The sequence below is a fragment of the Amycolatopsis sp. NPDC026612 genome, from assembly GCF_040638285.1.
In the GTDB taxonomy this organism is placed as follows: Bacteria; Actinomycetota; Actinomycetes; order Mycobacteriales; family Pseudonocardiaceae; genus Amycolatopsis.
The window spans coordinates 1-14842 of sequence record NZ_JBEZYB010000132.1; the positions used below are offsets into that span (position 1 = coordinate 1).

Genomic DNA, 14842 nt, shown 5'->3' on the forward strand with positions numbered 1-14842 from the left:
GGATTTCGGTGATGGCGGCTTTGGCGATGCGGTCTTTTTCGGTGGCCATGAGGGTGTTGCGGGTGGCGAGGGCGGGTTCGAACCCGAGGCGCTCGGCGGCGATGGCGCCGCCGTGGACGCGGCGAGCCAGCCCCGTCCGCTCCAGGACGGTCAAGTCGCGGCGGATGGTTTCGGCGGTCACGGCGAATTCCGCCGCCAGCGGAACGACGTCCACCCGGCCGTGCGCCCGTAAACGTTCCACGATGATCCTCTGCCGTTCTTCCGCGTACAACGCCGTTTCCCCGATCACCTCGCGAGCGTGACGAAGTGGCAGTCTAGGTGGACTCGACGGCGCAAGTTCCTGGTTTTCGGGGATACGCGGGAAATCACCGACCCGGTGATCATCGGGCATGGTCCGGACGTTCAACGGGTGCAATGTCCTATTCGGCGCAACGGACAGTCCACTCCGGATTGTTAAGGTTATCCCCAGTGCCGGACGCGGTACAACAGGGGGAAACTCCGCCGAATCAGCGGCCCATTGGTCGACGAAGCAGGGCTGCGGCGAAGACTACGCCGAGTCGTCAGCGTGGTCACCGGTCACCCGGTGGGCGGAGTCTCGGGAATTCCCGGATCTCGGCTGCGTAACCTGCCGGTGTTCGCCGACCGGTTCCGCGTGATCGGAGTGTCTTGGCCACCTGCGTCGAAGCACCGCATGAGATCAGGTCACTCGCTCCTTCGGCGCGGACTCCGGTCTTCGTCGTCGCCGGGCTCTTCGGGGTGGTGTTGCTCGCCGTAGCCGGTCGGTACGGCTACTTCGGGGACGAGCTGTACTTCCTCGCCGCCGGGCGGCACCTCGCTTGGGGGTACGCCGACCAGCCTCCGCTCGTTCCCGTGCTCGCCCGGATTCTCGAATCCCTCGCGCCGGGCAACGTCTTCGTGCTGCGGTTGCCCGCCATGGCCGCGATGGTCGTCGCCGTCGTGGTCAGCGCGCTGATCGCCCGTGAACTCGGTGGGGGACGGCGGGCGCAGGTCATGGCCGCCGCGACCTTCGCCGTGTCGACGCAGTTCGTGGCGAGCGGCCACTACCTCGCGACGTCGACCTTCGACCCCTTCTTCTGGACGTTGCTGGGCTGGCTGCTGGTGCGGTGGGTCCGCACCCGTGCCGACGGCCTGCTCGTGTGGGCGGGGGTGGTCACCGGCCTCGCCTTGAACACGAAGTTCCTCGTCGGCGCGTTCTGGGGCGTCGCCGTGCTCGCGGTACTCGCCTGCGGACCCCGGGAGCTGCTGCGGCGGCCGGCGCTGTGGCTCGGCGGGCTGATCGCGCTGGCCATGGTCGCGCCGACGCTCGGCTGGCAGGCCACGCACGGCTGGCCGCAGCTCGCGATGAGCGCCGCCATCTCGCAGGAGGTCGCCGCGATGCCCGGCGGGCGGGCCATGATCGTGCCGGTCATGCTCTTCCTCACCGGACTCCCCGTCGCGGCCCTGCTGCTCGGCTACGGCGGCTGGCGGCTGCTGCGCTCCCCGGCGTTGCGCGAGTACAGCTTCCTCGGCTGGACCACCGCCGGACTCACCGTGCTCTTCGTCGTCATCGCCGGGCGTCAGTACTACGTCGCCGGGCTCTACGGCGTCTGCTGGGCCGCCGCCGCGGTCGAGTTCGAACGAGGGCAGCCGGCGCGGTGGTGGCGGTGGGCCGCCTCCTGGCCGGTGTACGTCCTGACCGCGCTGGTCATGCTGCCGACCGCGTTGCCGGTCTGGCCGCAGTCGTGGCTGCGCGACCACCCGGGCCTGCCCAAAGCCGTGTTCTCCGCCGAAGAGATCGGCTGGCCGGAGGTGACCGGCTCCATCGCGAAGACCTTCCACGCACTGCCGGACCCGGCGCACACGGCGATCGTGACGCGGATGTACTGGCAGGCCGCCGCGATCGACCACTACGGCCCGGCGTTCGGCCTGCCCGAGCCGGCCAGCCCGAACCGCGGCTACCACTCCCTGGTGACACCGCCGGACTCCGCGGCGAACGTCCTCTACGCCGGTCCGGGCCCGCAGCCGCTCCAAGGCCACTTCGCCGACGTGAAGCGCGTCGGCACCGTCGACTCCGGACTCGGGATCCCGAACACCAGCCAGGGCCTGCCACTGTGGCTGGCCACCGGCCGGGCCGAAAGCTGGGCGACGCTGTGGCCGAAGCTGCGGGACTTCCACGTCTGAACACCAACGAAACGAAGGGAACCGAGTGGACGGCACCGAGTCCTACCCGTTCAACCACGGCGCCGGACTGGCGCTGGACGACGCCTACGCCGAAGCACGCGAGCGGCCCGGCCTGACCCGGGTGCGGATGCCCTTCGGGGAGCCCGCGTGGCTGGTCACCCGCTACGCCGACGCCCGCCAGGTGCTGGGCGACCGGCGGTTCTCCACCCAGCTCGCCACCGAGCACGACTGGGCCCGCGTCATCCCGATGCGCGCCGAAATGGGCATCCTCGGCCTCGACGCGCCCGACCACCCGAGGCTGCGGCGGCTCGTGGCGAAGGCATTCACCGCCGCGCGGATCGAAGGGCTGCGGCCATGGGTGCGCGACCTCGCGCACCGCCTCATCACCGACATGACGGCCGAAGGCGACACCGCGGACCTCGCGGAGCAGTTCGCCCTGCCGTTCTCGGTGCAGGTGATCTGCGAGCTGCTCGGCGTGCCTCCGGAGGACCGCCCGAAGTTCCGCGGGTGGACGGACTGGGTCTTTTCGACCGTGCCGATCAGCCCCGAAGAGTTCATGGCCAACCACGCGGCCTTCCGCGGGTACATGGCCGCCCTCGTCGACGCCCGCCGGGAAGCACCGCGTGACGACCTGCTCTCCGCGCTGATCCGCGCCCAGGACGACGAAGACACGATCAGCTCCGACGAGCTCGTCGACCTGGCCAACTCGCTGCTCCTGGCCGGGCACGAAACGACCGCGTCGCAGGTCACCAACTTCGTCGACGTCCTCCTGCACGACGCGCAGGGCTGGTCGCGGCTGCTGGCCGACCCGGACCTCGTGCCGTCCGCCGTCGAAGAGCTGACCCGGTTCGTACCGCTGATGTCGGGCTCGGTTTTCCCGCGCTACGCCGCCGAGGACGTCGAGGTCGGCGGGACGCTCGTCCGCGCCGGTGAAGGAGTGCTGGTGTCACTCGGTTCGGCCGACCGCGACCCCGGGCGGTTCGCCGAACCGGACCGGCTCGACCTCGCCCGGGAGAACAACGTGCACCTCGGCTACAGCCACGGCGCACACCACTGCTTCGGCGCCGCGCTCGCCCGCGTCGAGCTGCAGGAAGCGTTGCGCGCGCTGCTGGAGCGGTTGCCCGGGCTCAAGGTGGCCGGCGAGGTCACCTGGAAGCCGCAGGTCAGCGTCCGCGGTGTGAGCCAGTACACGGTGGGTTGGTGATTCTCTAAGGAAATCCCGGCGGTGCCGGGAGTTAGCTCGCGGAGTCGGGACCGCCGTACTCGTCGCCGGGAGCAGCATGACGCCCACGCACCGCTCTGCCATCCGGCTCGAACCCGTCGCGGTGGTGGGGATGGCGTGCCGCCTGCCCGGGGCCGCCGATCCCGCCGCCTACTGGGACCTGCTGCGGGACGGCGTCTCCACGATCGGGCCCGCGCCCGCCGGGCGTCCCGACGCCGGCCCAGCCGGGTACCTGCCGGACGCGGACCGCTTCGACGCCGCGTTGTTCGGCATCTCGCCGCGGGAAGCCCGCGAGATGGACCCGCAGCAGCGGCTGGTTCTCGAACTGGCCTGGGCCGCGTTCGAAGACGCCCGGATCGCGCCCGACTCCCTGCGCGGCGGCGAAACCGGCGTCTTCGTCGGGGTGACCGCCGACGACTACGCGCTGCTCGCCCGGCGCTCGGGCGCCCGGATCGGGCACCACACGATGACCGGCGTGAACCGGGCGATCCTCGCCAACCGCGTCTCCTACGTGCTGGGACTGTCCGGGCCGAGCATGGCCGTCGACACCGGGCAGTCCTCGAGCCTGGTGGCCGTGCACCTCGCGTGCGCTGCACTGCGCTCCGGGGAAGCGGACCTCGCGCTGGCCGGTGGCGTGCAGCTGAACCTGGCCGAAGAGAGCACGGCCGCGCTGGCCGAACTGGGCGCGCTGTCCCCGGACCGCACCTGCTTCACCTTCGACGAACGTGCGAACGGCATCGTGCGCGGCGAAGGCGGCGGGGTCCTCGTGCTCAAGACGCTGTCCCGGGCGCGGGAAGACGGCGACCGCGTGTACTGCGTCCTGGAAGGCAGCGCGGTCAACAACGACGGCCCGAGCCCGGGCCTGACCGTCCCCAGCGCCGACGCGCAGGAGCGAGTGCTGCGCTCGGCGTGCCGGCGCGCGGCGGTCGACCCGGCCGACGTCCAGTACGTCGAGCTGCACGGCACCGGCACCGCGGTGGGCGACCCGGTCGAGGCCGCCGCGCTCGGCGCCGTCTACGGCCCGGGCCGCGCCGAACCGCTGCTGGTCGGCTCGGCGAAGACGAACGTCGGGCACCTCGAAGCCGCCGCCGGCATCGCCGGGCTGCTCAAGGCGATCCTGGCCCTGACGCACCGGAGTGTGCCGCCCAGCCTCAACTTCAGGCGCCCCAACCCCGGTATCCGGTTCGACGAATGGCGGCTGCGCGTCGCGGCCGAGCCACAGCCGTGGCCGGCGGGCGAGCGGGCGCGGGCCGCCGTGTCGTCGTTCGGCATGGGTGGCACCAACTGCCACGTCGTGCTCGCCGAAGTGCCCGCCGGGCCCGAGCCCGAGCCGGCGCCCCAGGAGGGCCCGGTCGCGTGGGTCGTCTCCGGCCAGGGCGAGGGCGCGCTGGCCGCACAGGCGGCGAACCTCGCCGGGCACCCCGGCGGGCTGCGGGACGTCGGCTGGTCGCTCGCCACGACCCGCGCGGGCCTGCCCACTCGCGCGGTGCTGGTCGGCTCGTCCGCCGGGGACCTCGACACCGCCGCTCGCGCTCTGGCGGCCGGCGGCGTCGCGCCCGGCCTGGTCCGCGGGACCGCGACGCCCGAGATCACCGAAGGCGCGCGGTCCGGTGCCGTGTTCGTCTTCCCCGGCCAGGGCTCGCAGTGGGCCGGGATGGCCGACGAACTCCTGGCCACCGCACCGGCGTTCGCCGAAGCGATGCACGCCTGTGCGGACGCGCTCGCCCCGCACGTCGACTGGTCGCTGCTGGAAGTACTCAGCGAGGGCGAAGATTCGCCGAGCATGGCGCGGACCGAGGTCAACCAGCCCGTCCTGTGGGCGGTCATGGTCTCGCTGGCCGCACTGTGGCGCTCCCTGGGTGTCGAACCCGCCGCCGTGGTCGGGCACTCGCAGGGCGAGATCGCGGCCGCGTGCGTCTCCGGGGCGCTGTCGCTCGAGGAGGGCGCTCGCGTCATCGCGGTGCGGGCCCAGGTCGCCGCCCGCGAGGTGCCCGCGGGCACGGGCATGGTGTCGGTGCGGCTGCCCGCCGACGTCGTCCGCGAACGGCTGGACCGCTGGGCAGGCCGGCTCTCGGTGTCGGTGGTCAACGGTCCCGAATGGGTGCTCGTGGCCGGGGACGACGAGGCGCTCGGGGAACTGCTGGCGGAGTGGGAAGGGCACGCCCGCGTCCGGCGGATCGCGGCCGACTACGCGTCGCACTCGCCGTGGGTGGCACCGATGGAGGCCGGGCTCAAGGCCGGCCTCGCGGGCTTGCGCCCTGGCCCGTCGGCCGTGCCGTTCTACTCCACCGTGACCGCCGGGCCGGTCGACGGCGCCGATCTCGACGGCGGCTACTGGTACCGGAACCTGCGTGAGACCGTCGACTTCCACGGCGCCGCCGGCGCCCTGCTGGCCGCCGGGTTCACCGCGTTCGTCGAGGTCAGCCCGCATCCGATGCTCCTGGGCAGCGTCCGCGACGCGATCGCGGCGGCGGGCGGCGGCGCGGTCGCGACCGGGACCTTGCGCCGCGGTGCGGGGTCGCTGACCCAGGCCCTGACGTCGCTGGCCGAACTGCACGTCCGCGGTGTGCCGGTCGACTGGCGCCGGCAGTTTCCCGGCGCGCGGCGGGTGCCGCTGCCGACCTACGCCTTCCAGCGCGAGCGGTACTGGCTCGGCGAGGCCGGACCGGCGGCCACCGCGGCGAAGCCCGCCGACGTGTACGCCTTGGTGCGCCAGGAAACCGCGATGGTGCTCGGGGCGCACGACGTAGCGCGGGTGGAGCCGTCGGCGTCGTTCAGCGAGCTGGGGTTCGACTCGGCGATGATCGTGGAGCTGGCCGGACGGCTCGGGACGGCGACCTCGGCCGCCGTCGGGGTGGGAACCGTGTTCGACCACCCGACTCCCGCCCGCCTGGCCGAGTTCCTCACCGCCTCGGTCGAAGCGGAGCCCGGCGGGGTCCGGCCGGTCGAGCCCGGCGACGACGACCCGATCGCCGTCGTCGGCATCGGCTGCCGGTTCCCCGGCGGGATCGACTCACCCGAGACGTTCTGGTCCGTGGTGGCCGACGGCGTCGACGCGATCACGCCGATGCCGGCCGACCGGGGCTGGAGCGCCGACGTGCTCGCCACCGGCCGCGGCGGCGGGTTCCTGCACGACGCCGGCGACTTCGACGCCGCCTTCTTCCGGATTTCCCCGCGGGAAGCTCTCGCGATGGAACCCCAGCAGCGGCTGCTGCTGGAGACCACCTGGGAGGCGCTGGAGCGCGCGGCGATCGACCCGACGTCGCTGCGCGAGACCGCCACCGGCGTGTTCCTCGGCGCGATGGCCCAGGACTACGGCGTCCGGCTGCACGAGAACACCGGCCGTGGCGAGGGGTACGCGCTCACCGGAACGGCCACGAGCGTGCTGTCCGGCCGGATCGCCTACCTGCTCGGCACCCGCGGCCCGGCGCTCACCGTCGACACCGCGTGCTCGTCGTCCCTGGTCGCACTGCACCTGGCCGCGCAGGCCCTGCGCGGCGGCGAGTGCACGCTGGCCGTCGCCGGCGGCGCGACCGTGATGGCCAATCCGGGCGTGTTCGCCGAGTTCGCGCGGCACGGCGGTCTCTCCCCAGCCGGGCGCTGCAAGTCCTTTTCGGATGAAGCCGACGGCACCGGCTGGGCCGAAGGCGCCGGAGTCCTGGTGCTGCAACGGCTTTCCGACGCCCAGCGTGAAGGTCGTCCGGTACTCGCCGTGCTGCGCGGCAGCGCCGTCAACTCGGACGGCGCGTCCAACGGCTTGACCGCGCCGAGCGGCGCCGCCCAGCGCGCGGTGATCCGGCAGGCGCTCGTCGCCGCCGGGCTCACCCCGGCGGACGTCGACGTGGTGGAGGCGCACGGCACCGGCACGCCGCTGGGCGACCCGATCGAAGCCGATGCCCTGTTGGCCACCTACGGCCGGGACCGCGCCGGCCGCGCCCCGGTGTGGCTGGGGTCGCTGAAGTCCAACCTCGGGCACACCCAGGCGGCCGCCGGCGTGGCCGGGGTGATCAAGATGGTCCTGGCCATGCGGCACCGCGTGCTGCCGCGGACACTGCACGCCGCGACGCCGTCGACGCGGGTGGACTGGGCGTCCGGGGCGGTGCGGCTGCTCACCGAGCAGGTGCCATGGCCGGGGGAGGACCGGCCGCGCCGGGCCGCCGTCTCGGCGTTCGGCATTTCCGGCACCAACGCGCACGTCGTCCTCGAAGAACCGCCGCCGGCCGAGGTCGTCCCCGCGCCCGGGCCGGCGGTGCTGCCGGTGCCGCTCGTGGTGTCGGCCCGCTCGGCCGAAGCGCTGGACGACCAGCTCGCCCGGCTCCAGTCCGGTGTGGACTCCTCCGATCCGGGTGCGCTGGCCGCTGCGCTGCTCCGGACGCGGGCGACCTGGGAACACCGGGCCGTGCTCTTCGACGTCGACGGTCCCGCGATCACGGGCGTCGCCGGTGCGCCGGGCGAGATCGCCGTCGTGTGCACCGGCCAGGGCTCCCAGCGCGTCGGCATGGGACGTGAGCTGTACGCCGCGTTCCCGGTCTACGCGGCCGCGTTCGACGAAGCCTGCGCGGAACTGGACCGGCACCTGCCGGGCGCTCCGGTCGCCGACGTCGTGTTCGGCTCGGACGAACTGCATCGGACGAGGTACGCCCAGGCCGGGTTGTTCGCGCTCGAAGTCGCCCTCGTCCGGCTGCTTGAGTCGTTCGGGGTGCGGCCGGCCGTCTTCGCCGGGCACTCCGTCGGCGAGCTGACGGCCGCGCACCTCGCCGGGGTCTTCTCCCTCGCGGATGCGGCGAAGCTGGTCGCCGCCCGCGGCCGGCTCATGCAAGCGCTCCCCGACGGCGGCGCCATGGTCGCGGTCGACGCCTCCGAAGCGGACGTCGCCGAGGTGCTCGGCGACGGCGTCTGGCTGGCGGCGGTCAACGGGCACGCTTCGGTGGTGCTCTCCGGCGCCGGAGAGCCGGTGGCCGCGGCCGCCGCGGCGCTGCGGAAGCGCGGGCACAAGGTCACCGCGCTGACCGTCAGCCACGCGTTCCACAGCGGACTGATGGACCCGGTGCTCGACGACTTCGCCGCCGTGGCAGGGGAAATCGAGTATCACCCGCCGGTGCTGACCTTGGTGACGGACGGGGATCCCACGTCGCCCGAGCACTGGGTCAAGCAGATCCGGCGGCCGGTCCGGTTCGCTGACGCGCTCGCCGAACTGGGTTCACGCCGGGTGGCGGCGGTGGTCGAGGCCGGGCCGGACGGCGTGCTGACCGCGTTCGCGCAGGCTGCCCTCGACAGACCGGTCGCGGTCGCGCCGCTGCGGCGGGACCGCCCGGAGCCGGAGACGTTCCTCCGCGCTCTCGCCCGCCTGTTCGTCCATGGCGTCGACGTAGACTGGGCGCCGGTGCTGCCCGGGCGCGCGCCGCTGGTGCCGCTGCCGACGACCGCGTTCCGGCGCGTCCGGTACTGGCAGCCGTCCCCGCCCGCCGCCGCCGACGTCGCGGCCGTTGGTCAGACGCCGCTGGAGCACGCGGTGCTGGGCGCGGAAGTGACCGATCCGGAGACCGGCCGGGTGGTGCTGACCGGCCGGTACACCACGGCGCACCCGATCCGTGAGCTCGCCGGGACGGCGATCGCGCCCCTGTCGACACTGCTCGACCTCGCGCTGGAGGCCGGTTCGCGGGCCGGGGTGCCGGTGGTGCGCCGGTTGTCGGCGGAACGGCCGCTGGTCGTCGAGTCCGAGAGCGTTCCGGTGCGGGTGGTGCTCGGCGCGCTCGATGGCGGCGAGCGAACGGTGACGATCCACGCGGAGCAGGACGGCTCATGGGCCCGGCTCGCACGCGGCACCCTGGGTGGTGGCGCGGCTCCCGGCCCCGCCGGATCGGCGGACTTCTTCGGCGCGCTCGAAACGGCCTTCGGCACCGAAGCGCCGCTCGACTGGACCGAGGTGGTGCGGCACGCGGAGGCGTCCGGCACCGTCCGGATCGAGCTGTCGCCGGACGGCGGCCTGCTCGTCACCGACGAAGACGGCGCTCCGTTGCTGACGGCCACTTCGGTCACCTCGGGACCGGTGGAGCTGCCGCTCACCGTTGCGAGCTGCTTCCACATCGTCGAATGGCGGGAGGTCACCGCCGAACCGGTCCCGACGTCGTGCCGCGTGGTCCGGAAGCCCGGCGACCTCGCCGGCGGGCATCGCCCGGCGTGGTTCGTGCTGCCGGTCGACCCGGCGGGCGCCGCGGTGCCGGAGGTCTTGGCGGTGCTGAAGGCGTTCCTGGCCGAGCCGGCGGACGCCCGGCTGCTCGTCCGGACCAGGGACTCCGGCGAGCCCGCCGCGGCCGCCGTCGCCGGGCTGGTGCGGGCCGCGCAGGCCGAACACCCGGGCCGGATCGTTCTCGTCCACAGTGGACTCGACGCGGTGGAGCTGCCGTCGATCGTCGAGGCCATCGGCGAGCCCGAAGCCGAGGTGACCGACGGACGGGTCCGCGTCCCGCGCCTGGTCCGCGTCCCGCCGCCCGCGCCGCGGCCGTGGGATCCCGCAGGGACTGTGCTGATCACCGGCGGTACCGGGGTGCTCGGGGCGCTGATCGCCCGGCACCTCGTCGCGAACGGGGTGCGCAGCCTGGTGCTCGCCTCGCGGCGCGGGCAGGCCCCGGACCTCGTGGCCGAACTGGCGGCGGCGGGCGCCCGCGTCGAGGTCGTGGCCTGCGACGTGAGCGACCGCGAACAGGTGCGGGCGCTGGTGGACAGGCCGCTCACCGCCGTCGTGCACACCGCGGGGGTGCTCGCCGACGGCGTCCTCGCGCGCCAGGACGACGAGAGCCTGGCCGAGGTGTTCGGCCCCAAGGCCGACGCCGCTGCGCACCTCGACGAGCTGACCCGCGACCACGACCTCACCGCCTTCGTGCTGTTTTCGTCGGTGTCGGGCGTGCTCGGCGGCGCCGGTCAGGCGAACTACGCCGCGGCCAACGCCTACCTCGACGCGCTCGCCGTCCGCCGTCGTGCGGCCGGCCTGCCCGCGGTGTCCCTGGCCTGGGGACCGTGGGACGGCGCCGGCATGGCGGCCCGGCTCGGCGCGGCGGACACGGCGCGGCTGGCCCGCTCCGGGCTCCGTCCGCTCGACCCGGCACTCGGCTTGGCCCTGCTCGACGCCGCGCTCGGGAGTGCGCACCCCGTCGTCGTACCCGTCGCGCTGCGGCTCGGTGAGCTTTCCGGGCCGGTGCCCGCGGTGCTGCGCGACCTCGCCGGTCCTTCGGACGACTCCGCGCTCGCGGATCCGGACGAAGCCCAGCTGACCGAATTGGTCCGGGCCGAGGCGGCCGTGGTCCTCGGTGGCGGGGCCGGAGTCGGTCCGCTGCAGGCGTTCCGCGACGCCGGGTTCGACTCCCTGATGGGCGTGGAACTGCGCAACCGCCTCGCCGCCCGCACCGGCCTGGCACTGCCGGCGTCGGTGGTGTTCGACCACCCGAGCCCGGTCGAGCTCGCCGAGCGCCTGCACGGCGACCTGACCGGTCACACCCGCCCCGCGTCGTCGGTCGCCACCCGCCCGGCCGACGACGACGACCCGATCGTGATCGTGGGCACGGGCCTGCGCCTGCCCGGTGGCGTCACGACCCCGGAAGCCCTGTGGGACCTCGTCGCCGGCGAGGTGGACGCGATCTCGGAGTTCCCGGCCGACCGCGGCTGGGACGTCGACGCGCTCTACGACCCCGACCCGGACGCGCCCGGCCGGTCCTACGCCCGCACGGGCGGGTTCGTGCACGACGCGGGCCTGTTCGATCCGGCCTTCTTCGGCATCGCGCCGCGCGAGGCGCTGGCCATGGACCCGCAGCAACGCCTGCTGCTGCAGACGTCGTGGGAAGCCCTCGAGCGCGCGGGTATCGCCCCGACGTCGTTGCGGGGCACGGACACCGGCGTGTTCTTCGGCGCCTCGGCGCAGGCGTACGGGGTGACCGCGCGCGACGCCGGCGCGGAGACCGAGGGCTACGTCATGACCGGGGCGTCGGCGAGCGTGCTGTCCGGGCGGGTCGCCTACGTGCTCGGCGCGCGCGGCCCAGCCGTCACGATCGACACGGCGTGCTCGTCGTCGCTGGTCGCGTTGCACCTGGCCGCCCGGTCGCTGCGGTCCGGCGAATGCTCGATCGCGCTGGCGGGTGGGGCGACGATCCTCGCGACGCCGGACCTCTTCGTCGAGTTCTCCCGGCTGCGCGGCCTGTCCGCGGACGGCCGCTGCAAGTCCTTCTCGGCCGACGCGGACGGCACGGGCTGGGCCGAAGGCGTCGGCGTCCTCGTGCTGCAACGGCTTTCCGACGCGGTGCGCGACGGACGCGAGGTCCTGGCGGTGGTCCGGGGGACGGCGGTCAACCAGGACGGCGCGTCCAACGGCCTGACCGCGCCGAGCGGACCTTCGCAGCAGGCGGTCATCCGGCAGGCACTGGCCGACGCCGGGCTGTCACCGTCCGAAGTGGACGCGGTCGAGGCGCACGGCACCGGCACGGTCCTCGGTGACCCGATCGAGGCGCAGGCGCTGCTGGCCACGTACGGCGCCGACCGGGAGACGCCGTTGTGGCTGGGTTCGGTCAAGTCGAACATCGGGCACACGCAAGCGGCGGCCGGGGTCGCGGGCGTGCTGAAGATGGTGCTCGCGATGCGCCACGGCGTGCTGCCGCGGACGCTGCACGTGACCGCGCCGTCGTCCGAAGTGGACTGGACGGCGGGTGCGGTCGAGCTGCTGACCGAGGCCCGGCCGTGGGACACCGGCGACCGGCCGCGGCGGGCCGGCGTGTCGTCGTTCGGGGTGTCCGGGACGAACGCCCACGTGGTGCTGGAGCAAGGCCCGGCACCGGTGGTCTCTTCGCCGGAACCGCCCGCTCTCGTTCCGCTCGTCGTGAGTGGCCGGTCCACCGCCGGGCTGGCGGCGCAGGCCGGCCGGATCGCCGACTTCCTCGCCGGTGAGGCCGACCTGAGCGCCGCCGGACGGACGCTGCTGTACGCCCGGGCCCGGTGGGAGCACCGGGCGGTCGTCCTGGCCGGAGACCGCGAACGCGCGGTGGCGGACCTGCAAGCCCTGGCCGCGGGCTCGGTCGCCGCCGGTGTGGTGCGGGGAACCGCCGACCCGGCCGGTCCGGGACGGGTGGTCTGGGTGTTCCCGGGGCAGGGCGCGCAGTGGGCCGGCATGGGCCGGGAACTGTGGGCGGCGAACCCGGTGTTCGCCGCGCGGATGGCTGAGTGTGAAGCGGCTTTGTCTCCGTATGTGGCGTGGTCACTGTCCGAAGTGGTCCGTGGCGGTGGCTCGCTCGAGGCCGTGGACGTCGTCCAGCCGGTCTCGTTCGCGGTGATGGTGTCGCTCGCCGCGGTGTGGGAATCCTTCGGGGTGCGGCCCGACGCGGTGGTCGGCCATTCGCAGGGTGAGATCGCGGCTGCGTGCGTCGCGGGTGCGTTGTCGCTGGAGGACGCCGCGCGGGTGGTGGCGGTGCGCAGCCGGATCATCGCCCGCGAACTGGCCGGGCACGGCGGGATGCTGTCCGTCGCAGTGGCGGAGCACGAACTGGAACTGCCCGGAGGTGTCGAAATCGCGGCGGTGAACTCGCCGTCGTCGGTGGTGCTGGGCGGTGACCCGGCGGCGCTGGACGCCCTGGCCGAGTCCTACCGTGCGCAGGACGTGCGCGTGCGGCGGGTGCCGGTCGACTACGCGTCCCACACCGCGCACGTCGCGCGCGCCGAAGCCGTGCTGTCGGCTGCGTTGTCCGATGTGGACGGCAAAGTGCCGACGGTACCCTGGTATTCCACTGTGGACAGCAGCTGGGTCTCGATGCTGTCGGACGACTACTGGTACCGGAACCTGCGCGGGACCGTCCGGTTCGCCGACGCGGTGACCGCACTGGCCGCGGCCGGGCACCGGGTGTTCGTCGAGACGAGTTCGCACCCCGTCCTGACCACGAGCGTGCAAGAGACCGTCGCCGACGCCGTGGTGTGCGGGACCCTGCGCCGCAACGAACCGGAAGGGGAGCGGCTGCTGCGGTCGGCCGCGGAGCTGTTCGCGCACGGCGTGGCGATCGACCCGGCCGCGCTGCTGCCGCCCGGCACCGGCGCGGACGTCCCGACGACGGCTTTCCAGGAGCAGCGGTTCTGGCTCGTCCCCGACCGCGGCCCGGCCCTCGGCCGGGTCGGCCACCCGCTGCTGACGGGCGCCCTCGACGACCCGGAAACCGGCGGGGTCACGCTGCTCGGGCGCGTCGGCCCGCGGACCCACCCGTGGCTGGCCGACCACGCGGTCGACGGGATCGTGGTGGTACCGGGGACGGTGTTCGTGGAGCTGGCCGTCCAGGCCGGCGACCGGCTCGGCCTGCCGGTGGTGCGCGAACTGGTCGGGGAGACCCCGCTGGTGCTGTCCGAGCCGACGGCTCGCGAGCTGCGGGTCACGGTCGGCGCCCCCGCCGACGGTTCCCGCCCGGTGACGATCCATTCCCGCACCCCCGATGCGCCCTGGACCCGCCACGCCGCCGGTGTCCTCACCGAAGCGGCTGCGGTCCCGGAACGGGCGCCGGAATGGCCGCCCACGGGCGCCGCCGCGGTCGACATCGGCACCTTCTACGACGAGCTGGCCGGCCACGGCTACGGGTACGGCCCGTCGTTCCAAGGCCTGACCGCAGTGTGGCGGCGAGGTGCGGAAGTCTTCGCGGAGGTCGCCCTCCCGGCGGGTACGGACGTGGCAGGCTTCACCCTGCACCCCGCCCTGCTGGACACGGCTCTGCACGCGGCGATGCTGGGGACCGATGAGGTCCGGCTGCCGTTCTCGTGGTCCGGGGTGGCGATCCACGCGACCGGCGCGACGGCGGCCCGCGTGGTCCTGCGGCCGGTGCCGGGCGGGATCTCGGCCGAGCTGACCGACCCGGCGGGCGCCCCGGTGGCCTCCGTGGCGGCGCTGACGACCCGCCCGGTGTCGCCGGGCCGGCTCACCACCTCGGCGAGCGACGCCCTGTTCGCCGTGGAGTGGACGGAGATCACGGTCCCGGGCCAGGCCGGCGGCGAACTGGTGCGCCTCGACGGCGACGAGCCGTGGCTGCGGCTGCCCGAGCCTTCCGGCTGGCTCGTCCTGCCCCCTCACCCAGGCCATCCCGCCCGCTCGGCGGTCGACCGGGTCCTGCGTGTGCTCCAGGCCGTCCTGGACACCGGAGCCCGGCTCGCCGTCGTCACCGAGGGCGCCGCCGGGCCGCGGAACGACGACCCCGCCGGCGCCGCCGTGTGGGGGCTCGTCCGCGCCGCGCAGCTCGAACACCCCGGCCGCTTCCTGCTGGTCGACGGTGAACCCACCCCGGCACTCCTCGATGGCCTCGTCGCGCAGGGGGGAAACCCAAGCGCCCAGGGCGACCGGCGGGGGCGCGTTCCCCCGCGCCCCCGCCGCGCCCCCGCCCCAAACCCCGCCCCAGAAAAACGGGCCCGCCGCATCAACCGCGGCCCCCG

At 74.2% G+C, this 14842-nt stretch carries 4 protein-coding genes; 3 read left to right on the top strand and 1 reads right to left on the bottom strand.

Annotated features, from left to right (window positions below):
- Positions 1–271: DeoR family transcriptional regulator (locus tag AB0F15_RS43335; RefSeq protein ID WP_360283474.1), on the bottom strand; the 271-nt coding region annotated here is incomplete at its 3' end.
- Positions 272–666: 395 nt separating this feature from the next.
- On the opposite strand from AB0F15_RS43335, the gene AB0F15_RS43340 reads away from it, so the two are divergent.
- The 3 genes from AB0F15_RS43340 to AB0F15_RS43350 all read left to right on the top strand — a co-directional run.
- A complete protein-coding gene (locus AB0F15_RS43340; protein WP_360283468.1) occupies positions 667–2181 on the top strand; it encodes a glycosyltransferase family 39 protein in 1515 nt (504 codons plus the stop codon).
- 25 nt (positions 2182–2206) lie between these two features.
- Positions 2207–3385, top strand: coding sequence for a cytochrome P450 (locus tag AB0F15_RS43345; protein ID WP_360283470.1), 1179 nt, complete (start codon positions 2207–2209; stop codon positions 3383–3385).
- 76 nt (positions 3386–3461) lie between these two features.
- A partial coding sequence (locus AB0F15_RS43350) for an SDR family NAD(P)-dependent oxidoreductase (protein ID WP_360283472.1) occupies positions 3462–14842 on the top strand: 11381 nt, incomplete at its 3' end.